The organism is Glycomyces niveus, from assembly GCF_017592475.1.
GTDB classification, from domain to species: domain Bacteria; phylum Actinomycetota; class Actinomycetes; order Mycobacteriales; family Micromonosporaceae; genus Glycomyces; species Glycomyces niveus.
Genome location: NZ_JAGFNP010000001.1, coordinates 359,322 through 380,857, shown reverse-complemented (window position 1 = coordinate 380,857; position 21,536 = coordinate 359,322). Strand labels below are relative to the sequence as shown.

At 69.8% G+C, this 21,536-nt stretch carries 14 protein-coding genes and 1 pseudogene; 6 read left to right on the top strand and 9 right to left on the bottom strand.

Going from position 1 to position 21,536, the window contains the following annotated elements:
* The first annotated feature begins 152 nt into the window (after window positions 1–152).
* Together eccCb and J5V16_RS01780 are read left to right on the top strand one after the other, a co-directional pair.
* Window positions 153–5,018 carry a type VII secretion protein EccCb gene (eccCb, locus tag J5V16_RS01785; protein ID WP_208494228.1) on the top strand — a complete coding sequence of 1,622 codons (4,866 nt, stop codon included), beginning with the start codon at window positions 153–155 and terminating at the stop codon, window positions 5,016–5,018.
* A gap of 205 nt (window positions 5,019–5,223) precedes the next feature.
* On the top strand, window positions 5,224–5,757 hold the full coding sequence (locus tag J5V16_RS01780) for a hypothetical protein (protein ID WP_208494227.1): 534 nt from the start codon (window positions 5,224–5,226) through the stop codon (window positions 5,755–5,757).
* 717 nt (window positions 5,758–6,474) lie between these two features.
* On the opposite strand, the pseudogene J5V16_RS01775 reads toward J5V16_RS01780, so the two are convergent.
* Window positions 6,475–7,232 (bottom strand): annotated as a pseudogene (locus tag J5V16_RS01775) (transposase family protein).
* Between the two features lie 492 nt (window positions 7,233–7,724).
* Here J5V16_RS01775 and J5V16_RS01770 point away from each other — a divergent pair.
* Entirely contained in the window at window positions 7,725–9,320 is a 1,596-nt protein-coding gene (locus J5V16_RS01770) for an asparagine synthetase B family protein (protein WP_208494226.1), read from the top strand.
* A gap of 371 nt (window positions 9,321–9,691) precedes the next feature.
* Here J5V16_RS01770 and J5V16_RS01765 read toward each other — a convergent pair whose 3' ends face one another.
* A complete protein-coding gene (locus tag J5V16_RS01765; protein ID WP_208494225.1) occupies window positions 9,692–10,507 on the bottom strand; it encodes an Ig-like domain repeat protein in 816 nt (271 codons plus the stop codon).
* A 117-nt stretch (window positions 10,508–10,624) separates the two neighbouring features.
* On the bottom strand, window positions 10,625–12,673 hold the full coding sequence (locus J5V16_RS01760) for a glycoside hydrolase family 30 protein (RefSeq protein ID WP_208494224.1): 2,049 nt from the start codon (window positions 12,671–12,673) through the stop codon (window positions 10,625–10,627).
* 237 nt (window positions 12,674–12,910) lie between these two features.
* Between J5V16_RS01760 and J5V16_RS01755 the strand changes: the two genes are divergently transcribed.
* Entirely contained in the window at window positions 12,911–14,140 is a 1,230-nt protein-coding gene (locus tag J5V16_RS01755) for a PP2C family protein-serine/threonine phosphatase (RefSeq protein WP_208494223.1), read from the top strand.
* 4 nt (window positions 14,141–14,144) lie between these two features.
* On the opposite strand, the gene J5V16_RS25305 is transcribed toward J5V16_RS01755, so the two are convergent.
* Window positions 14,145–14,960 carry a helix-turn-helix domain-containing protein gene (locus J5V16_RS25305; protein WP_208494222.1) on the bottom strand — a complete coding sequence of 272 codons (816 nt, stop codon included), beginning with the start codon at window positions 14,958–14,960 and terminating at the stop codon, window positions 14,145–14,147.
* 89 nt (window positions 14,961–15,049) lie between these two features.
* Between J5V16_RS25305 and J5V16_RS01745 the strand changes: the two genes are divergently transcribed.
* Window positions 15,050–16,321 (top strand): glycoside hydrolase family 27 protein, encoded by a 1,272-nt coding sequence (locus J5V16_RS01745; protein ID WP_208494221.1) that lies wholly within the window; start codon window positions 15,050–15,052, stop codon window positions 16,319–16,321.
* Between the two features lie 3 nt (window positions 16,322–16,324).
* On the opposite strand, the gene J5V16_RS01740 is transcribed toward J5V16_RS01745, so the two are convergent.
* Entirely contained in the window at window positions 16,325–16,879 is a 555-nt protein-coding gene (locus J5V16_RS01740; RefSeq protein WP_208494220.1) for a GNAT family N-acetyltransferase, read from the bottom strand.
* 73 nt (window positions 16,880–16,952) lie between these two features.
* On the bottom strand, window positions 16,953–17,816 hold the full coding sequence (locus J5V16_RS01735) for a GNAT family N-acetyltransferase (protein WP_208494219.1): 864 nt from the start codon (window positions 17,814–17,816) through the stop codon (window positions 16,953–16,955).
* An 89-nt stretch (window positions 17,817–17,905) separates the two neighbouring features.
* On the opposite strand from J5V16_RS01735, the gene J5V16_RS01730 reads away from it, so the two are divergent.
* The gene (locus J5V16_RS01730) at window positions 17,906–18,631 is read left to right on the top strand and encodes an SDR family NAD(P)-dependent oxidoreductase (RefSeq protein WP_208494218.1); all 726 of its coding nucleotides are present in this window, start codon (window positions 17,906–17,908) and stop codon (window positions 18,629–18,631) included.
* Here J5V16_RS01730 and J5V16_RS01725 read toward each other — a convergent pair.
* From J5V16_RS01725 to J5V16_RS01715, 3 genes are all read right to left on the bottom strand, one after another.
* Entirely contained in the window at window positions 18,628–19,779 is a 1,152-nt protein-coding gene (locus J5V16_RS01725) for an RNA polymerase sigma factor (protein WP_408612359.1), read from the bottom strand. The genes J5V16_RS01730 and J5V16_RS01725 overlap by 4 nt on opposite strands.
* Entirely contained in the window at window positions 19,779–20,192 is a 414-nt protein-coding gene (locus J5V16_RS01720; RefSeq protein WP_208494216.1) for a YciI family protein, read from the bottom strand. The genes J5V16_RS01725 and J5V16_RS01720 overlap by 1 nt, the downstream gene beginning before the upstream one ends.
* 177 nt (window positions 20,193–20,369) lie before the next feature.
* Window positions 20,370–21,530 carry a Gfo/Idh/MocA family protein gene (locus J5V16_RS01715; RefSeq protein WP_208494498.1) on the bottom strand — a complete coding sequence of 387 codons (1,161 nt, stop codon included), beginning with the start codon at window positions 21,528–21,530 and terminating at the stop codon, window positions 20,370–20,372.
* Between the last annotated feature and the right edge of the window lie 6 nt (window positions 21,531–21,536).

Here is a 21,536-nt window from a genome sequence, read left to right as displayed (position 1 = left end):
CACGACCCGTCCCGCAGCGGGCGGCTGCGGGGTCGACTCGATCATCGCGGTGGTCCTCTCAACAGATCCGGTTCCCATCGGACCGTCTCGCCACCAATGACCGACCGTACGCCCGGAATTCATCGGTGGCGGCGCCCCCGTACCGTCGATGCGTGCTCAAACGCCGCGAACGTCGCGAACCCTTCATCAACGCTGCCGTCCCCGCCTGGGACTACCCCCGCGCGATACCGGAGCCCGGGTACGGCCCCGGCAGGGAACCGCTGGACTGGAACGTGCGCTGGCCCGCGCGGCAGCACGAGGCGTTCCTCCGGGCCGGCATCGGCGCGGGTACCGAACTGGAGTTCAAGGCCGGTCCTGGGCACGGCCCCCACATCCTGTGCGTCGGCGCACCCGGCCTCGGCAAGACCGCGATCCTGCGAACCGTCCTCATAGGACTCGCTGATCGGTACTCGCCGGACCGCGTCCAGTTCGCGATCGCCGCCCTCGACGACCAGGTCCCCGGAGCGGACCTCCCACACGTCGCCACGGTCGTTGCGAGGCTCGCCGAACCGTCCCCGCAGCCGAGCCCGTTCCCGCGGGCGGTCGACGACGAGCTGTGGCGCCGGCGGCAACTGACCGACGCCGCCCTGGCCGAGGAACCCGCCCTGGTGCTCTTGATCGACGACGTCGACCGGGTCCTCACCGCACGGCCCGAATTCGCGGGCGTCCTCGACGAAATCGCCCGCACCGGCGAACGGATCGGCGCACACCTGCTGCTGTCGGCGACCGACCCGGCCGGCCTGGACACCCTCCGCTGCCTCCGCATCACACTGGACCGACGCGGCGCACGCCTCGGCGACCGGCGGTTCCGCAGGGCCGCATACACACCCGAGCACCTCCTCCGGTTCGCTTACACGTTCGCGAACTACCGCCATCCGGTCCGCTCACTGTGGAGCCCACCCGACGGGCTCACCGTCGAGCGGATGCGCGCGAAGGACACCACACCAGGCGCCGGCGTCGCGATCGGGCAGGCCACGACCGGCGCGACCTACGACCCGCGGCCCGACCGCGTCGAACCGCCGAGCCTCCCCGCCACCGCGACGATCGACTTCACCCGGCGCTCGCACCTGCTGATCATCGGAGCACCCGGCTGCGGCAAGACGACCGCGCTCCGGACGGTCCTGCGCGGGCTGTCGGAACTGCACACGGACGACGGCGTGGTCGTCCTCGACGTCGGCGAGGCGTACGGCGTCGAGGACCGGATCCTCGCCGAACTCGAACGGCGGGCGAACGACCAGGGCGCATGGAGCGGACCGCAACTCGTCCTCGTCGCCGACTTCAAGAAGACCCGACGAACCCACTCCTACCTGGAGCAGCTGGAAGCGCTGCTCCGACTCGGCCGCAAGATCGGCGTGCACCTCATCGCCACCGCGGAGACCGAACCTGACGAACCGGTCTTCCACGCACTGGCAGACCACGACGTCACGCGCATCCGACTGAGCGGCAACGAAGCGCACGAGCAGCGGTGGGACACCGTCGACTCCCGCTTCGCGGTCCACCCCGGCTCGCCCGCCCTCACCCGCACCCCGGTCGGCCAGGCCACGCTCATCGCAGACGACCGCCGCGAGATCCAGATCGCGGTCGACACCGAAGCGACCTCCCGCCCACCGCGGTTCCGTCCGCTGGAAGACCTCTTCACCGCCGCAGACCCCGCCTGGACCGCACCCCTCACCGCGGCGATCGGGACGACGCCCGAGGGCGAACCGTTTCACCTCGACATCCGCGGGCATGTGTGGTGCGGCGGTGCGGGAACCGACGCGCTGCTGCGCAAGATCGCCTTCGACCTCGCCACGCGGCACTCGCCCGCCGAACTCCAGTTCGTCACCGCCGAGATCGGGTCCGACGCCCTCGCCGACGCGGCCTCGCTGCCGCACAACGCCCGCCATGCGGTGCTCGCGGACCCGCAGGACATGCACCGCCACAGCGCCCTCCTCGACCAGGAGCTTCGCCGCCGACTCGCACTGGAACAGGACGGCGGCCTCGCCGGCGAGCCCCGGCTGGTGGTCTTCGTGCACCAGGCCGGCGACCCCGACGCGGTCGCCCCGGCGCTGGCCGAGACGCTCGAGCGGATCGCCGCGATCGGCGGCCGGCTGCGGGTATGGCTGGTCCTGGCCGAGACCTCCCGCCCGGGCTGGGAGCATCGCGGCGTCCACCGCCTCGCGTTCAACCGCGTGAGCCTGGGGCACAGCAGACCGGTCGACGTCGAGAAGCGGCTCCGAGGCACCGACATCGACGTCATGCTCTGGTACGACGGCCGCAGGCACCTCTTCAAGAGCACCGACGCGGTCCGCGTCGGCCACGAGGACGACGTGTTCCTCTTCCACCACTGCGACGCGACCCCCGAAGAGATCCACAATGCGCACTCGCGGTGGGAGGGGGCGCCGCCCGCACCGCCACTGGGCCGGACGGACGGGCTCCTCACCTACAGCGACATGCTCCGGGTCGGCATGGTGTTTCCCAAGCGCGACAGCCCGGTCCCGCTCGGAGTGATCGAACCCGACCCCGCCGGGAGCGACCGCCGGCGGCCCTTCGGCCTCGATTTCGACGAGCGCCCGCATTTCGTCGTAGCCGGGCCGGAGGGAAGCGGCCGTTCCACGGTCCTGCGCACCGTCCTCAGCAGCATCGCCACGCGCTACACGCCGGAACGGGCCGCAGTGGTCCTGCTGCACGACGACGACCTCGCGGGCGCGATCCCCGACGAGTACGTGCTCGCCCGCTCCTCCGGCTTCGCCACCCCCGAGCAGCTCATCGACGTGCTCCGCTCGCTGCGCAGGCGAATCGAGCACCCGGGACCCGACGACCAGCGGGTGTTCATCGTCATGGACGACTACGAGCGGTTCGACACCGAGCACCAGCCGCTCCTGGCCCTGCGCGACATCGTCCCGCACGCCGCGGCGATCCGGCTGCACCTCGTCCTCTCCGGCGGCCCCGGCATCCTCGGCAGGAAGGACGTCTTCTCACTCCAGGCGCCGCAACTCGTCATCCGCGACGCCCCGGTACCGGGGTCCACACTGGGCAGCCTCCCTCCGCTCACCGGCGTCGGCCGCGGCGTGTTCTCGCCCGGCGAGGTGCAGCTGCGGCTCCCCTGGAACGGCCTCGTCGCCCCGGACCCGCCCCCGGACCAGCCCGCACCGCGACCGGTCGGCCTCGCCGAACTCCTGCGATTCCAGCCGGAGGAGTTCCGACCGGACCTGGACTGGTGGGACAAGTCCGAACAGGAGTACCTGCGAGCCGCGATCGGCTTCACCACCGACGGCGAGCGACTCCTCCTGGACCTCAAGAGCTCCGAACGGGACGGGATGGGCCCGCACGGCCTGCTCATCGGCTCTGACAGACAGGAGGTGCTGCGCACCGTCATCGGTTCACTCGCCGGCACGCACACGCCCGACGAGGTGAACCTCCTCTTGGTCGACTTCAACGACAGCGGGACGTTCGCGGGACTGGACGTCCTGCCGCACGTCTCGGCGGTCATCACCAACCTCGCCGACGAGATCGAGCTGGTCGACCGCATGGCCGACGCGCTCGAAGGCGAACTGGTGCGCCGCCAGGAAGTGCTGCGCGCCGCGGGCAACTACACGAACCGCTGGGAGTACGAGAAGGCCCGCAAGGCCGGGCAGGCGATGGACCCCATGCCGACCCTGCTCATCATCGCCGACGAGTTCTCCGAGATGCTCGTCGCCAAGCCCGAGTTCATCAACCTGTTCCTCCAGATCGGCCGCATCGGCCGCTCCATCGGCGTGCACATGCTCCTGGCATCGCAGCGCCTCGAGGAAGGCAAGCTCAAAGGCATGGACGGGTTCCTGCGCTACCGGATCGCGCTCCGCATGTCCTCCGCGGAGGAGTCCCGCACGGTCATCGGCTCGGCCGCCGCATACAAGCTGCCGCCGGAACCGGGCCACGGCTACCTCCAGGTCGGCACCCAGGAGCTGGTGCGCTTCCGCACCGTCGATCAGGGCGCGGAGCACGAACCGGGCGCCGACGTGGGAAGCGCACTGCGGGCGCTGGCCGCCAGGGCCGCCGGGAAGGGGCGCCCGGCCTACCGGATGTGGCTGCCGCCGCTGGCCGAACCGCCGACCCTCGACCAATTGATGCCGTGGCTGAAGGCGCACCCGGATCGCGGACTGTCCCCGACGGGGTTCGCTCCGGAGGGGAGGCTCCTCGCGGCCGTCGGCGAGGAGGACCGCCCGTTCGAGCACCGCCGCGTCGCGTGCCTCGTCGACCTGTCGGGCGATCAGGGCAGCGTGGCGATCGCCGGCGAGCCGAAGTCCGGGAAGTCGAACCTCCTGTGCGCCATGATCGGCTCGATGGCCTTGATGTATACGCCGCGTCAGGTGCAGTTCTTCTGCCTGGACTTCGGTGGCGGCACCCTGCGCGGCCTGGAGGAGCTCCCGCACGTCGCGGGCGTCTTCGGCCGGCAGGAGGAGGAAGGCGTCCGGCGCACCATCCAGGAGGTCGACACGATCCTGGACGAGCGGGAGGCGTTCTTCACCGAGAACAAGATCGCGAGCATGGGTTCGTATCGGCGCATGAAGGAGCAGGGCCGGTTCGCCGATGACCCCTACGGGGACGTGTTCTTGGTGATCGACAACTGGATGACGCTGAGGGAGGATTTCGAGCCGTTCGTGGACCAGGCGCGGGCGATCGGGAACCGCGGTCTGGCGTACGGGGTGCACGTGCTGGTCACCTGTACCCGGTGGGGCGACATCCGCATGAACATTCGTGACATGTTCGGTCTGAAGCTGGAGCTGAAGCTCTCGGACGACACGGAGTCCGAGATCGACCGCAAGGCGGCGGCGAACGTGCCGAAGAACCGGCCGGGGCGGGGGCTGTCGCTGTCAAAGCTCCACTTCCTCGCCGCCGTGCCGCGCATCGACGGGATCCGGGACGGCGACGACTTCCAGCCGGGTGTCGAGGACTTCATCACCAAGGTCAAGCAGGCATGGCCGCACCCGCCCTGCCCAAAGCTTCGGACGGCCTGAGCCGGGACGGGGCGCCCGTCGCACTGGCGGGCGCCCCGTCCCGTCGGTCGGTCGCCACATGGAGCAGGACGGCCGGGGTCGGCGCCCCAGTGCAGGACGCACGGCAGTCCCCGGAGGCGGGAACGGGAACGGGCCGATCGATCGGACGGACTGATACCGCACCGATCAGACCGGCGCAGCCGGTTGATTCGGAAAGGAACGATTGTTGAAGATCAGGTGCACGTGCGGGTTCGTCATCCGCGACAACACCGAGAACCTGCCATACAAGGCGTACATCTTGCCCGACCAGGATATCGATGTCGCCTGTGTTGGCGAGGAACCGAGTCCAGCGCAACTGCGACTCTGGGACCATACGGCCGGCCAGTTGACGATGTTGTGGCAGTGCGAGGTATGCGGCCGCATCTACTTCGACGGCCCCTCGGGCAAGGTCTTCGGGTTCAAGCCGGAGTCGACGCCGGCACCAACGAATCTGCTGCGCTCGGTGTGGGGCGAGGGATGGGCAGGGCTGGTCCGCGGAGACTGGGACACTCGCAGCGACGGCGTCGGACACGGCGAGCTGACCTGGACCGAAGACGCAGGTGAAGGCCATTTCGAGGAATTCGAGGACGTGGACCGCCTCAAGCAGCGCTACGACGAAGTGTTCGCGGATCTGCACCGACGCAGCCTCGTCCGGGACGCACTCTTGCTGATCGATGGTACGACCGTCCACACCTGGCCAGGCGCCGACCAGCTCCAATAACACCGGTGGTGCCACTGGTACTACCGGGCAGCGAGGTGATGGAAGCGTTCCGGGCCGCCGCCTCGGAAGTGCACGGCGCACCGCGGCCGGGGTGTCAGGGAGTTCGTGGGTGATCCGTGATGGCGGTAGATTCTCGGGCGTCTCGAACGAGGCGTCTGAGGCTCCGGACGCTGATGTCGTGTCTTGCGGCCAACTCCTTTTGCGGCGTACCGCGTGACGATCGCTTGACGCTGCTCGGCAGTCAGTCGCCGATGCAGGATTCGCGGCGTCATCGAGGGCGTGACGATGACCGGGAGCTCGCTGCCGGATCGTGACTGCCATGAGAGACCTGATGACGACTCGTCCGCCTCTTGCACGTTTTCGAGCCTTTCGAGAATGGCGTCTAGCTGGGGTTTTGGTTTCGCATAAGCGTGCAGTACCTCCACACCACCGGCCCCCTCACGGGGCCCATGTGACCGCTTGTGATCGCCTGTGACCAGCACTATTGGTCACAGGCAATCATGTTTCCTTGCGTTCCTTCACCGTCCATAGGGCCGATTGCGGGCTCGATTGCCTTGAAGTCCGCTGTGAACGCTTTGCCCGTCTGTGACTGGCTGTGACCGGTCCAAGGCGGGTATCTTGCGTTCCTGGTTGAGGCCGCCCCGCTACAACCGGTGCCAGAGACCGGCGGCCCTTCACTGAGCCGTCGCATCCGCTCTCACTCACCTTGAGCTTGTTTCAACCTGCTGAGCGTTCGTAGTCGTTGAGGACCTGGAGGGCTTTGGCGATGTGGGTGGTCCAGGCGGGGTCGCAGCGGAGCTGGTCGAGGATCGCCCATTTCTTGAGTTGGGCGAACATGCGTTCGCCGGGTCCGCGGAGCCGGGCGTGGAGGCGGTTGTGCTCCTTCTGCCAATCGGGCTTGCCCTTCCCTTTGAACGGCGTGATGACCAGGTTGCGGTCGAGTCCGTCGTAGCCTTTGTCGCCCAGGGCGAACAGACCATGCTCAGCAAGGAGTCGGGGATCTGCCAGATCCGGGCGGCCTCGGTGTCGTGGATCGCGCCGCGGATCGCACCGGAGATCCACAGCAGGTTCCCTCGCGCATCGGCGATGGCCTGGAGGTTCATGCCGTGCCGTTTGTGCTTGCCGGAGTATAAGGGCCGGTCGATGTGGACCAGGGTGCCGTCGAGGATCACGAAGGCCGCACCTGACCGTCGCGCATGCTGCGGGGCGTCTCGGATCCCTGGGGCGAGGGCGGCGAGCAGCAGGATGGTCTCGCGGGTGCGCCGCCATGCGGTCGCTGCCGAGATGCCGAACCCGGCGGCGAGGCTCCGCAGTGCTTCGCCTTTACGCAGGTAGGCGAGGGTGAGTAGGGCTTGCGTGCCGGGGTCGAGGACTCGCCAGCGGGAGCCGATGGTCTTGCGGTGGGTGCGGATGAGGCCGGCCATGCGGTTGAGGGTCGAGGTGGACAGGGGCAGCGCGGCAGGGTAGAAAAGCACGAGAGCTCCTGGTAGGCAACGGACTTCAGCACCTGCTGTTCTATCAGGGGCTCTCCCGCTGCCTTGGACCGGAACGGCCCGTCCTCACGACATCCGTTGTACCGCAACAGATCTCAGGCACCTTGAAACAAGCTCATTGAATTGTGCGCGCGGTCTTGTTTGTCTTCGCTCCGACCTCGGTCTGGGCGATCGTTATCGGCGGGTGGTGGGTGAGCGCCGAGGCGAATACCCCCGCTTCCACATGCACTTCGCCCCCCAGTCCTCCTGGCTCTACCAGGTCGAACGTTGGACTTCCCTGTTGCAGGGCAAGGTGCTCGCCCGTTGCGAACACGACAACCTCGACGAGCTCAAGACCAGCATTGGACCAAGCACTGCAAAAGCCGATCAAAAACCACTAATGGACCAAATCGGTTGATAACATCATCAAGGAGTACTTCAAGATCTAAGACCGACTTACCAAACAAACGTATGAGTCATGACAGTAGGTCCGCCATGTCGCGGCGACGCGTCCAAACCCTGCCCCGAGCCTCCGACGACACCGTCATCCCTGACCCCGAGCAACGGCACCTGCTCTGGGCCCGTGGGTACCTCTACGCCCGTGAGCCGTCGGAGCCACCCCACCCCTGGTGGCGCTCGCACGAGCTCGGTGGCCGCACGCTTCACTTCGACCCGCGGCTGGAGCTGAGCGTCGCCCGGCACGGCGAGACGTTCGTGGCGGTGCTCGGCATCGCGGTCGACCTCTCCGAGTGGCTCACCGGCCTCGGCGACATTGCCGAGATGCTGCTCGACCACCGCCTGCGCTCGCGCAGCGCCATGATCCGGGCTCTCGACCGGGTCTGCGGCCGTTACATCGTGATCGACGGCCGCGGCGAGCACGCCTGGATCCAGGGTGACGCGTCGTGCTCCCGCCCGGTCTACTACTCGACTACCGCCGACGCGTACGCCTCGCACGCGCACCTCCTCGCCGCCGTGACCGGGTCGCCGCGGCATCCGCGCTTCCCCGACCCGAACGGGCTCGGCAAGAGGACCTACGCAATGCCCGGGAACTGCACCCCGTGGCGTGACGTCCGTGTGCTCACCCCGAACACCGACCTGTGCCTCACCACGGGCGAGATCTCGAGGTTCTTCCCCCGGAGCAGGATCGAGCACCGCGACCCGCTGCTGATCATCGACCACCTCGGGCCGCTTCTCGAGCGGCAGCTCGAACTGCTGACTCGCGAGCACCGGCTGCTCATCTCGCTGACCGCCGGGCTCGACAGCCGCACCACCCTGGCGCTGTCGCGGAGCGTAGCGGACCGGGTCGAGTACTTCTGCTACGAATTCCCGGAGGTCCGCGAGGGTCGATCCCCCGAGAAGCAGCAGGACTCCGAGATCTCCAGGCAGCTCGCCGAGCGCGTCGGGGTCACCTTCCACACCGTCCCGATGCCGTACCGCTACCCGGAGGAGCCGCTGCTGTCGGTCACACGGGCCAATGCCACGCTCTTCTCCCATCCGGCCCTCGGGCTCTCGCATCTGACGAGCGGCCTCGACGACCGACTGCACATACGCTCGAGCCACTTCGAGGTCGCCCGTCGCTGGTTCCGCAGGCACGGTGCGACGCAGATCCCGGTGGACGGCAAGGAGATGGCGCGCCTCCTCACCGAGTACCACGGCAACGAGGCGCCGTTCGTCGAGGAGTTCGATCGGTTCTACGCCCTGACCGACTTTGAGTCCACTGAGGACCTGTGTGACCAGCACGACCTGTTCTACTGGGAGCACCGCGCCGGGACGTGGGTCCCGCACTTCCTGGCCGAGAGCGACGTGGCTTACGAGAACTACACGATCGTCAACGCGCGCCATATCTACGAGTGGTTGATGTCGGCCCCGCACCGCCTCCGCAGCAACGCCGCCGTCCAGCGAGGGCTCATCACCAGGTACTGGCCGGAGGCGATGGAGTTCCCCATCAACGGCCAAATGAAGGAGCACTTCCCGGCGCAGGTCGCATGCGCCCCAGACCGCGCCTCGAGCAGGAACTGGAGCATGTCGGGACTGGCGGCGAGCCTCAAGCAGTTCTTGCGCGGCAACTCGGCGAGCAGGCACTTCAGGTAACCCCACCAGGCGCAGTGGTCGATCGAGAACTCCAGCCATCACATCAGAGACTGCCTTCGCAGGGGACGCCTCCACGCACCGCGCCCCGTGCCATGGCCACCTTCCGAAACCTCGCGATCGGCGCGCTCAAGACCTTGGGTGCAGCCAACATCGCCAAGACCACCAGGGCAATCCGCAATGAACCCGCCTACACCCTTGGGACCCTGGCTTTCTGCGTGTGCATACAGGTCAGATTGCTCTGGTCCGGAGAACGGTTCCGGACGTCCGGGCCTTCGAAACGAGGCGCTTGACACTGCGATCGCTGATGCCTACTGGACCGCGAGGTTCCTCTGCGATGTGCCAGCGGCATACGCCATGACGATCGCCTCTCGCTATTGCGGCGAGAGCCGCCGATTGAGCGAGCCTGGCGGCACCTGCATTGCACCAGCGAATACGGGCTTCCTACCGGGATACGCCCGCCGGGCCGGTGTTGCTTCTGGTTTCGGGGAGCGCTTGGCAGGGCCCGGTTGCTCGTCCTCGTCTCCTTCAAAGGGCGGGTCGCCGCCGTTCAGGTCGCTCGGGGGCGGGTTGGGGCCGTCCGTGCCACCGGGAGTGTCCCCATCGCCATCGCCATCGCCGTCACCATCGCCATTGCTGTCGTCTCCGCCGTCTTCGTAAGGCGGGTAATCGCATTCGGTGTAGGTCACGGTGACGGTGACGGGCTCGGAGTAGGAGGCCGGGCAGAGGCCATCGCCTTGGTAGTGGGCGACGATCGCGTGCTCTCCTTCGGCGAGTGCGTCGGTGGCGAGGACGGCGACGCCGTCTTCGAGCTCGGCGGTGCCGATCGTGTCTTCCCCGGCGAGGAAGGCGACGGTGCCGGTCGGTGTGCCCGTGGTGCAGGTGACCTGCGCGGTCAGGGTGACCTCGTCGCCGAGTTCGGTGTTGGCCGGGTCCGCGGTCAGGGTGGTCGTGGTCTGGGGGGACTCGGCGATGGCGAGGCTGTGGTAGCTGCCGACGCCGATGGCGACGAAGGCGAATGCTTCCGGCTGCACGACTTGCACCGGCTCGCTGCGGTTGGTGGTGGTGCCGTCGCCGGCTTGGCCGTAGCGGTTGTAGCCCCAGCCGTAGACCGCGCCGTCTGAAGTGAGCGCGATGACGTGGTCGTCGCCTGAGTCGATGTCGGTGACCGTGGTGCCCTCGGGTCTCATGCGCACTCCTCGAGCCGGCGCCGACCGATCGGCACCCCGCTCGAAGCTAAGCCCATGCGAAGCGGTCGCAGTCGGGAATCACGTACATGAATCCACAATAGGGATAGTTCATGCTCCCTATGTGTACCGAAGCCGCGGCCGGTACAGCCGCTCCCCCGCGTCGGTTCGCGGCAGCGGGTCGTCGGAGTCGAGTTCCTTGACGACCAGATCGGCGAAATGGGGTGTGCTGAAAGACGGTTCGGTCCCTGCCAGCAGGCCCGCCATACCGGCGCCGTGGGTCTCGTCCACTGCCTCGAGGACTTGTCCGCCGTCGAGCAGGGCGGTGATGCGAGCGCCTTCGAACCTGAGCGTCAGACGCCGCCATTGCTCCGGGCCTGGGGCGGCCGTCGCCTCGGCGAGGGTGTGCTCGCCGCCGGGGCTGCGGCCTCCGGCGGCGATGAGGGCCTGCTGTTCGGCGTCGCCGATGAGCTCGTTCGGGTCGCCCTTGCCGTTGACGCAGACCAGGCGGCAGGCGCCGTCGGCGGCGAGTTGGAACAGGTAGCACTTGGGGATGAAGCCGTAGCCGGTGCCGACCTCGTTGATGCGACCCATGAGGGCGGCGCTCTGCCCGGCCTCGAGCCGGACGTCGACGCTCACCTCGTAGTCGCTCCAGGTCGCGTCGCCGATGATCGTGTACGGCCGCCAGTCCGGGGCCCACGAGAGCGTCGGTGCCGGCACGACCTGCCGCAGGCAGGTGCCGGTGCCCTCGGGGGCGGGGACGAGCTCGAAGGCCCCCGCGATGTCGGCGGTGAAGCGCGGCAGGTGCCCGCGCGCGGCCGGGTCGCCGTAGCCGGTGAAGGTGTCGCGGTAAGGGAAGGGGAACGGCGCGCTGGCAGGCACGTCGGCGAAGCCGCCCTTGCGCTGGCCGGTCGTGGTCGACAGCGAGTACACCGAGTCCGGTGCGAGGTCGATCTCGACCGCGCCGTCTTCGATCGCCAGGTGGCCCATGTGGCGGAACTGCTCGGCGGCGTCGCTGCGCCACACCGTCACCGGGCCCTGCGCCAGGTCGCCGGGGACGCGCACGCGCAGCCGCTGCGGGGCGGCGGCGTCCTTGGTCTCGGCGATGACGCTGAAATCGCCTGCGGGCGAGCGGAGTGCGACGACGCTGCCGCCGCTGTCGAGGAACGCGCAGGCTTCGTCTACATAGGTCCATCCGAGTTCGGTGAACTGGCCGTAGTGCGCGTAGCCCCAAAGCGCCTCGCGCACCCGGTAGTGGCCGCTCCACGGCTCGTGCGCCAGGATCATGGCCGGCTCCACGGCGTACGGCTCGATCGGATACACCCCGGCGATGTCGTACCAGAGGACGGTCTTCGTCGCCTTGCTGCGCAGGTAGTTCTCGTTGAAGCACGCCACGATGCCGATGAGGCAGTCGAACCCCGGCAGGTAGACGTGGTCCTCGGTGTTCCAGATCGGCTTGCCGGCCGCCTCGGCCCACTCCTGCACCGCCGCCGGGGCGTGCACGCCGTTGCCGTACATCACGTGCGCGCCGATCACGTCGATCGCCTTGGCGGCGTCAGGGTCGCGCCGGAGTTGATCTACGAAGTCGAACTTGTCGTCGGGCCAGTTGTCGAAGGCGTGCAGCAGCACCGATGCGAATCCGGCCTCGTCGAGCGCCGCCCGGAGGCGTTTGGCGAAGTCGAGGCTCACGCCCTTCTCGTTGCGGCATCCGATCGCATCGAGGTCGAGCCCGTGCACGTCGCGCAGCAGCCTGGCCCAGGAGACGTAGTAGTCGGCCATGTCCTGCGACCAGAACTCGCCCTCGCCGATCCAGCCCGGAGCGCTCCAGGCGACCGCGTCCAGGCTCAGCGCCGGGTTGCGGCGCTTCGCCTCCTTCATCGCCCACCACGTGTAGCCGCGGTACGCGTTCAGGTCGCCGCGGGTGTGCATGTGGCTCGGCATCGAGCCCTGGGTCGAGTTGCCGTCGCCGGGGACCTCGACGAGCATCGCGCTCACCGACGCCCCGAACTTCGGCGCGAACACGAGATCGAGGATCTGACCGCGCTGCGGTTCCGGATAGTCCTTGAGCAGCACCGAGGTCGCCCCGCCTCCGTTCACCGCCCCGATCCCGTCGAACCTGCGGTCGCCCGGGCCTTCCCGGAGCTCCACCACTTGGACTGGTCGTTGCACGCGCGCTCCAAAGGGGCGAGGGGTGGCCGGAGGGGCCGGCCGCTTAGTTGGGAGACCGAACCTAACAAGACGACTCTGGGCGGGGCAAGAGGTGCGCGCACTATTTTGTTTACCAGGTTGACGATGACAGGTGCGGCGAGCGGGTCTGGTCGCGGTTTCCGGGTTCTCGAGGCCGGGTACTGGTATTAACGGTAGTAGAGGGGCTGATGGGGCCCTAGGCGCTAAGGCGGTCGGAAGATGCCGGATCTGGACTACGCCGCATGGTTCGCGACGATGCCCTCCCCGTATATCGTGGTCACCGCTGACCTGGTGATCGTCGAGGCCAACCAGGCGTATCTGGAGACCACCGGGCGCACGCGGGAGGATCTCGTGGGGCGCCGGCTCTTCGACGCGTTCCCGGAGAGCGAAGGCACCGCGGGGAGCATGCGGAAAGTCCTGGAGTCGCTGGAGCGGGTACTCGAGAGCGGCAAGCCCGATTCGATGATCCTGCACTACGACATCCCGGTGGCGGGCCGGCCCGGAGAGTTCGAGGAGCGCTGGTGGTCGCCGGTGTTCACCCCGATCCTCGGGGCGGACGGGAAGGTCGAGCACATCTTCATCCGCTCGGACGATGTCACCGAATTCGTGCGGTCGAGCGCCCTGAGCCACCAGATGCCGAGCGTCGAGCTCTCCGACCGGATCGCCTTGGAGGCCGAGCTGTACGACCGCGCGCGGGAGCTGCACGACCTCAACGAGGAACTGCGGCAGGCGAACTTGCGCGACCGCCAGGTCGCGGTCACGCTGCAGGAGGCCATGCTGCTGACGCCGGACCTCGCGAAGCACTCGGACGTGGCGGTGCGGTACCGGCCGGCCATCGAGTCGTTCAACGTGTGCGGCGACTGGTACGACCTGGTCGACTTGACCGGGGACCGCTTCTCGGTCGGGGTGGGCGACGTGGTCGGGCACGGGCTGGAGGCCGCCGCGGTCATGGGGATGCTCCGCAGCGTGCTCAACGCCGCGATCCGGGCGTTGGAGCGGCCCGCGCACGCGCTCGAGGTGCTGACGCTGTACGCCCGCTCGATGGAGGGCGCGCTCAACACGACGGCCGTCGAGGCGCTGGTCGACCCCAGCAGCGGGCTCATCATCTACAGCAACTCCGGGCACCCGCCGCCCGTGCTGGTGCACCCCGACCGCGGCTGCGATCTGCTGAACCAGCACGTCGACCCGCCTCTGGGCGCCCGGCCGCAGCACGTGCCGTGCTCGCAGGCGGGCCATCCCTACGCTCCGGGCGACACGCTCGTGCTCTACACGGACGGCCTCATCGAACGGCGCGACGAGGGCATCGACATGGGCCTGGACCGGCTGTGCGAGGTCCTGACGCACCACTGCGAGCAGAGTCCGGAGGACATGGCCGACGCGGTGCTGGACGAGCTCGGCGTCGCGGAAGGCGGCCGCGACGACATCTCGCTGATCGTCGTGCGGCTGTGAGCGGTCAGCGGAGGGCGGCCCGGTACTGGCCGGGGGTCGTGCCGGCGAGTTTGGCGAACTGGGCGTAGAAGGTGCTGCCCGAGCCGAAGCCGGCGGCGTAGCCGACCGCGGTGCAGTCGAGGTCGGTGGTGGCGAGGAGGCGCTGGGCCTCGGCGACGCGGCGGCGCAGGAGGAAGTCGCCCAAGGTCATGCTCCAGGTCTTGCGGAAGAGCGTCATCGCGTACTCGGGGTTGAGGTGGACGGCGGCCGCCACGTCGGCCGCGCCGATGGGGTCGCGGAAGCGGTCCATGATGAACGCCGCCATCTCGAGCGGGCGCGAGCTGGGGCCGGTGGCGGCGGGCCGGGTGCGGGCGGCGCGGAGCGTGCGGCGCATGAGCGCGTGGACTTCGAGGAGGGCGGCGACGCCGTCGCCGAGCGCGAGCTCGGACTCCCAGCGGCGCCACACGCTGGCGGCGTCCACGTCCGGCGGGACGGTGGCGAGCGCGGGGCGCCCTTCGAGGAGGGAGCGGAGGTCCGGCGCGGGGAGGTCCCAGGTCAGGAACGTCGCGAGCGGCACGTGGACCCAGCAGATCCCGGCGGGCTCGCCGGGAAGGGAGAGCAGGCGGTGCGGCAGGGCCGCCCAGAAGACGGCCGACTGGCCCGCCTCGACGCGGACGCGGCGCTCGCCCATGAGGTATTCGATGGCGCCGCTGGTGACGACGTTGAGTTCGATGTCGTCGTGGCTGTGGGCGCGGCCCATCGCGGGGGCGGTCCCGTGCGCGACCCAGAGCCCGGTGTTGGCGGAGTCCACCGCCGTCTCGCGCTTCACGTGATTGCCCACGAGGGGCGATGCTAGCCGAGCAAAGGATCCCGGAGGAACGGCTAAGCGGGCCGGATTCGCGTTCGCTTCGTCACGGTTACCGTGGTGCCATGACGACGAACTCCGCGCGCAAGCGCGCCGCGCAACTGCCGCCCATGGGCTGGAACAGCTGGGACTGCTTCGGAGGGTCGGTGACCGAGGACGAGGTCGTCGCCAACGCCGAGTTCATGGCCGCCCACCTCAAGGCGTACGGCTGGGACACGATCGTGGTCGACATCCAGTGGTACGAGCCGAACCCGGGCGAGCACCGGTACAACGACGTCGCCGATCCGGTCCTGGACGCATGGGGCCGCCAGCTGCCCGCGCCGAACCGGTTCCCGTCGGCGAAGGACGGGTCCTTCAAGCCGCTCGCCGACCGCGTCCACGCGCTGGGCCTCAAGTTCGGCGTGCACATGATGCGCGGCATCCCGAAGAAGGCCGTCGAGCTCGACCTCCCGGTCCTCGGCGGCGACACCACCGCGTCCCGGATCGCCGACCGCGGCAACGCATGCACCTGGAACCCGGACAACTTCGGCATCGACCACGCCGCGCCCGGCGCCCAGGCGTACTACGACTCCCAGGTGGCGCAGTTCGCCGAGTGGGGCGTGGACTTCGTCAAGCTCGACGACGTGCTCCACCCGCCGACGCAGGCCGTCGAGATCGCCGCCTATTCGGAGGCGATCGACCGGTGCGGGCGGCCGATCGTGCTCAGCCTCTCGCCGGGCAAGGCGCTGTCGCTCGCGCACCTGGACGAGCTGCGGCGGTACTCGGAGATGTGGCGGATCTCGGACGACTTGTGGGACGACTGGTACGGGCTCAAGGAGATGTTCCAGCGCGCCGCGCGCTGGGCGCCGCACCAGGAGCCCGGTTCATGGGGCGACGCCGACATGCTGCCGCTGGGGCACGTCGGCATCCGCGCGCACGTGGGCGAGGACCGCTTGTCGCGGTTGACGATCGAAGAGCAGCGCACCATGCTCACGCTGTGGTGCGTGATGCGCTCGCCGCTGATGTTCGGCGGGCACCTGCCCGATACTCCGGCCGACACGCTCGAACTGCTCCAGAACGCCGAAGTGCTCGCGCTGCTGGGCAACCAAGGCAGCCGCGAGGTCGTGCGCGACCACTCGCTCGTGGTCTGGCAGGCCGACCTGGGCGACGCGGACGCGTGCGCGGTGTTCTGGCTCGGCGACGAGCCCGCGGACCTCGAAGTGCACCTGGCCGACGTCGGCAGTGCGGGCCGCACCAGCGCCCGCGACCTGTGGGAGGGCGCCGAGGTGCCCGTCAAGGACGGTGCGGTGCGGCTGCAGGTCCCGGCGCACGGCGCGAAGCTGCTGCGCCTGGAGTAGGCCTCAGGCGTCGCGCGCGGCCCGCCACTCCGGGGCGAGGACCGACCAGATCTCCATGTCGTAGCGTTCGCCGCGGTGGAGGTAGGCCTCGCGCGCGACGCCTTCCCTGGTCATGCCGAGCCGCTTGGCGACGTTGATGCTGGGGGTGTTCTCGGTCGAGGCCCACCAGTCGACGCGGTGGATCCCGCGCACCTCGATCGCCCAGTCGATGATGACGCAGACCGCGCGGGTCACGAGTCCCTTGCCGACGGCGGCGGGTTCGAGCCAGCATCCGGCTTCGGCGGTCTCCATGCGGAAGTCCATGCTGCGGAAGAGGACGCCGCCGACGAGCGTGCCGTCGAGCCAGATCCCCCACATCCGGCCGGTGTCGGCGGCGGCCTTCTCGGCGAAGGTCTCCAGGACCCGGCGGGCCGCGTCAGCGTCGGGAATGGCGTCGGCCATGCCGACGTGCCGCCCGATGAACTCGCGGCCGCGGTCGATGTGGGCCGCGAACTCGTCGGCCAGGTCAGGCGTCAAGGGGCGCAGTTCGGCGCCTTCGCCTAGGGAAGTCTTGAGCATGTGTTCCTCCGGGTGCGACCGCGCGGCGACAGACGACATGCTCTCACATCGCATGGCCGCGGGGCAGGGCCAGTTATCCCTCGCGGTGGCGGTCGAGGCGTTCGGGGAGCGGTTCGAATCCGGCGGAGCGGTACGTGGCGACCGCGCCGGTGAGGGTGCTCGGGGTGCACACGAGCGCGCTCGATGCGCCCAGGTCGCGGAGCGCGGCGGCCGCGGCGACGCAGACGGCCTTGCCGTGGCCGCGTCCGCGGTGGTCCGCGTGGACGCCCATCGGTTCGATGATGCCGGGCCTGCCGGGTCCGGCGGACCAGACGGTCACGGCCGCAACGGCATCGGGGCCGTCGTAGCCGATGAGGCAGCGGGCGTCGGCGTATTCGGGGCCGGAGGCCATCGCACGCCAGTGGTCGGCGGAGAACGTGGAGCCTTCGAACGCGGACCGGTGCAGTCCGGCGCGCAGCTCGGCCTGTCCGGGTCCGGCCGTTTCGATCCGCAGGCCCGGGTCCTCCACGGGTGCGGTCAGGTCGCGGCGCAGCGGCGTCCAGGCTTCGTCGGTGCCCCAGCCGATGGCGGCGAGGTGGTCGTGGAGGGCCGCGCCGGTCGGCACTTCGACGTTGACCTTGCCCGCGGGAAGGACGCCGCGTTCGGGGTCGGCGATGTCGGCGGCCATCCGCTCGGCGAGGGCGGCGTCGTGGAGGCGTTCGGGCGCGGTCGTCACCCGCAGCACATCGTCACCGTCGAGGAACCCGAACGCGAGCACCCGGCCGTCCTGGCTCCAGGTCCGCACGGCCGCGGCCGTCGCGTCGGCGCCGAAGCGCCAGAACCAGCCGAGGTCGCCCGGGTGCAGCTGCATCGGCGCGTCGTCGGACTGCCATTCGCGCAGTGCCGCAAGCGCTCGGCCCAGGTCGGCGGTTTCCGGCGTGTTCAGTTCGATTCCCATTCCCAGATGACACACCGCCGGGCCGGTCGGCCGCAACCGCTTATCGGGCGCGGTATCTTCGGCCTCGTAGGCTCGACGAAAGGACGCCCATGGCGCTCATCCTGATCACCGGGGCCTCGACGGGGCTCGGCGAGGCCGCCGCCCGGACGCTGGCCGACGAGGGGCACGATGTCGTCGTCCACACTCGAAGCAAGGACCGGGTGCCGGACATCGGGTCGCTGCACGGGGCCGTCCACGGGGACCTCTCGCGCATGGACGAGACCCTGTCGGTCGCCGCGCAGGCCGACGCGTTCGGCCGGTTCGACGCGGTGGTCCACAACGCCGGCGTGTACCGCGATCCCTTTGCGCTGCAAGTGAATACGATCGCGCCATATCTGCTGACGGCGGCGATGGCGAAGCCGCGCCGGCTGGTCTACCTCAGCTCCGGTTACCACCGGGACGGCTCGACCGACCTCGGAGCGATCGACTTCGCCGAGACGCGGGTGCGGCCCGGCGCGTACGAGGACTCGAAGCTGTACGTGACCACCCTCGCGTTCGCGGTCGCGCGCCGCTGGGCCGACACCGTCGCGCACGTGGTGGATCCGGGCTGGGTCCCGACGCGCATGGGCGGCCCGGGCGCGCCCGGGGACCTCGAGGCGGGGCACCGGACGCAGGAGTGGCTGGCGACGGCCCCTGACGGCGCGATCGAGCCGCGCACCGGCGGCTACTGGTACCACCGCAAGGTCAGCCGCTCGCACCCCGCGGCCTCGGACCCGGACTTCCAGCACGAACTGATCGAACGGCTCGAGGCCCACACCGGTGTGAAGCTCGGCTAGGCCCGGTTGAGCCGCGCGGCCTGCTTGAGCAGGTGCGTGTGCTCGGCCATGACCACAGTGGCCTGCGCGGCCGCCTGGTAGAGGCGGGCGGCCTCCGCCCGGTTCCCCGCGCGCTCATGGAGGTACGCGGCGACGGCGTCGCGGCGCGGCAGGCCCGGATCGAGCGCTTCGACCAGGCGCAGCCCCGCGAGCGGGCCGTCGACGTGGCCAACCGCGACCGCGCGGTTGAGCGCCACGACCGGGCTGCCCGGGGTGAGCCGCTCGAGCTCGTCGTACCACTCGAGGATCTGCGGCCAGTCGGTCTCCTCGGCCGAGGCCGCGTCGTCGTGGAGAGCCGCGATCGCGGCCTGCGCCTGGTACTCGCCGACCCGGTCCATCGCCAGCGCGTGCTGCAGCAGGTCGACGCCTTCGGCGATCATGCCGGTGTCCCAGAGGGACCGGTCCTGTTCGGCGAGGGGCACGAGTTCGCCCGCGGCGGTGCGGCGGGCGGGGCGGCGCGCGTGGTGGAGCAGGAGGAGGGCGAGCAGGCCCGCGGCCTCCGGGTCGTGCGGCACGGAGGCGACGAGCTGGCGGGCTAGGCGGATCGCCTCGGCCGACAGGTCCTCTTCGGACTCGTCGCCGGCGAAGCCCTGGTCGAACATCAGGTAGAGGACGCGCAGCACGGCCCGCACGTCGCCCGGTTCCTCGAACCGCTCCCCCGCGAGGGTGCGCTTGGCGCGCGAGATGCGCTGCGCCATGGTCGTTTCGGGAACGAGGAAGGCGCGGGCGATCTGGGCGGTGGTGAGGCCTCCGACCGCGCGGAGCGTCAGCGCGATGGCGGACGCGGGCGAGAGGGCGGGATGGCAGCAGCGACTCAGGAGCAGGAGCGTGTCGTCGGCCTGCCCGACGGGGCCGGGGGCCGGTTCGCGGTGGGCCGCGACCTCGCGCAGGACCCGGGCGGACGCGGAGCGGCGCGCGTCCAGGAACTTGCGCCAGGCCACCGTCACGAGCCAGGCCTTGGGTTCGTCTGGGGCGCCGCCGTCCCAGCGGCGCACCGCTTCGGCGAGCGCTTCCTGGACGGCGTCCTCGGCCGCCGCGAAGTCGGCTCCGCGGCGGACGAGGGCGCCCAGCACCTGCGGGGTCAGGTCCCGCAGGAGGTGTCCATCGATCACTCTTCGACCGCCGGCGCTTCGCCGTAGAAGGGGCGCACCTCGAGCCATTCGTGGAGCGGCTCGCCGTCCTTGCCGGGCGCGGACGAGAGGTGGGCGGCGGCCTCGTAGGCGCGCTCCTTGGAATCGACGTCGATGACCATCCATCCGGCGATGAGGTCCTTGGTCTCGGCGAACGGGCCGTCGGTGACCGGCGGCCTCCCTTCGCCGTCGTAGCGGACGAACTCGCCCTGCGGGGCGAGGGCCTGCGCGTCGACGAATTCGCCGCGCCGCTTGAGGTCCTCGATCATGTCGTCCATGAACCCGATGTGAGCGGTGATCTCCGCGGGAGTCCAGTCGTCCATGGGCGTGGCGGCGTTGGGGTGCGGCTTCGGTCCGCCGCGGTAGTGCTTGAGGAGCAGGTACTTGGCCATGACGGCCTCCTTCGGTTCGGGCGGCTCGTTCGCCGCTGACAACCCTAGGACGGAGCCGGTCGGCGGTTCTCGACATCCCGGCGGGATGTTTCCAGAAGTTTTTTCGAGCGGGGCGAATCCGCAGGTGGGGACGGTGAAGGCCCGGCCGATCCCGGCCGGGCCTTCACGTCGCGTGCGTCAGATCGCCGTCCAGCGGCTGTCGTCGGCGGCGCTCGCCTCGACCGCCGCGAGGACCTTCTGGACCCGCAGGGCGTCGGCGAACGACGGGGTCGGCTGCTCGCCCTTCGCGATGGCGCCCACGAGGTCCACGACCTGGTGGGTGAAGGCGTGCTCGTACCCTAGCCCGTGCCCGACCGGCCACCAGTTGCCCGTGTACGGGTGCTCGGGCTCGGTGGCCTGGATGCGGCGGAAGCCCGCGTTCGGCCCGTCTTCGGCGTCGTAGAACCACAGCGAGTTCATGTCCTCGAAGTCGAACGCGAGGGAGCCCTTGGTGCCGTTGAGCTCCAAGCGCATCGCGTTCTTGCGGCCCAGCGCGAACCGGGTCGCCTCGAACACGCCGACCGCGCCGCCAGGGTTTTCAGCGGTACCGGCGAAGCGCGCGGTGAACAAAGCGGCGTCGTCCACGGTGACCGGGCCCTTGGGTCCGTCGGCGCCGCCGACGCCGCCCAGGCCCACGAAGTCGCCGCCGACCGGGCGCTCCTTCACGAACGTCTCCAGGATCGCCGAGACGCCCGTGATCGGGGAGCCCGCGACCCACTGCGCGGCGTCGATGATGTGCGCGCCGATGTCGCCCAGGGAGCCCGAGCCCGACTTCGACTTGTCGAGGCGCCAGGTGAGCGGCGCGTTCTCGTCGGTGAGCCAGTCCTGCAGGTACTGCGCGCGCACGTGCCGGATCGGCCCGAGCGCGCCCGATTCGACCAGGCGCTTCGCCAGTGAGAGGGCGGGCGTGCGGCGGTAGGAGAACCCGCACATCGCCAACGCGCCTTTGGCTTTCGCGGCCTCGGCGACGGCGGTCATCTGCTCGGCCTCCTCGACCGAGTTCGCGAGGGGCTTCTCGCACAGGACGTGCTTGCCCGCCTCGAGCGCCGCGATGGCGATCTCGGCGTGCAGGTTCCCGGGGACGCAGATGTCGATGAGGTCGATGTCGTCGCGCTCGATGAGGCGGCGCCAGTCGGTCTCGCTCGACTCCCAGCCGAGCTTCGACGCGGCCGCCGCGACCCGCTCGGGGTCGCGCCCGGCCAGCGCGGTCATGCGCGGCGCGAGCGGCAGGTCGAAGAAGCGCGGCGCGGTGCGCCACGCGTGGGAGTGGGCGGCGCCCATGAAGGCGTACCCGATCATGCCGAC

Excerpts from the sequence above, each read along its gene's own strand:
- J5V16_RS01770 (WP_208494226.1), top strand. The coding sequence starts at position 7,725 with ATGTCGCGGCGACGCGTCCAAACCCTGCCCCGAGCCTCCGACGACACC.
- J5V16_RS01740 (WP_208494220.1), bottom strand. The coding sequence starts at position 16,879 with ATGCTCAAGACTTCCCTAGGCGAAGGCGCCGAACTGCGCCCCTTGACG.
- J5V16_RS01730 (WP_208494218.1), top strand. The coding sequence starts at position 17,906 with ATGGCGCTCATCCTGATCACCGGGGCCTCGACGGGGCTCGGCGAGGCC.
- J5V16_RS01765 (WP_208494225.1), bottom strand. The coding sequence starts at position 10,507 with ATGAGACCCGAGGGCACCACGGTCACCGACATCGACTCAGGCGACGAC.
- J5V16_RS01745 (WP_208494221.1), top strand. The coding sequence starts at position 15,050 with ATGACGACGAACTCCGCGCGCAAGCGCGCCGCGCAACTGCCGCCCATG.
- J5V16_RS01720 (WP_208494216.1), bottom strand. The coding sequence starts at position 20,192 with ATGGCCAAGTACCTGCTCCTCAAGCACTACCGCGGCGGACCGAAGCCG.
- J5V16_RS01715 (WP_208494498.1), bottom strand. The coding sequence starts at position 21,530 with ATGATCGGGTACGCCTTCATGGGCGCCGCCCACTCCCACGCGTGGCGC.
- J5V16_RS01755 (WP_208494223.1), top strand. The coding sequence starts at position 12,911 with ATGCCGGATCTGGACTACGCCGCATGGTTCGCGACGATGCCCTCCCCG.
- J5V16_RS01735 (WP_208494219.1), bottom strand. The coding sequence starts at position 17,816 with ATGGGAATCGAACTGAACACGCCGGAAACCGCCGACCTGGGCCGAGCG.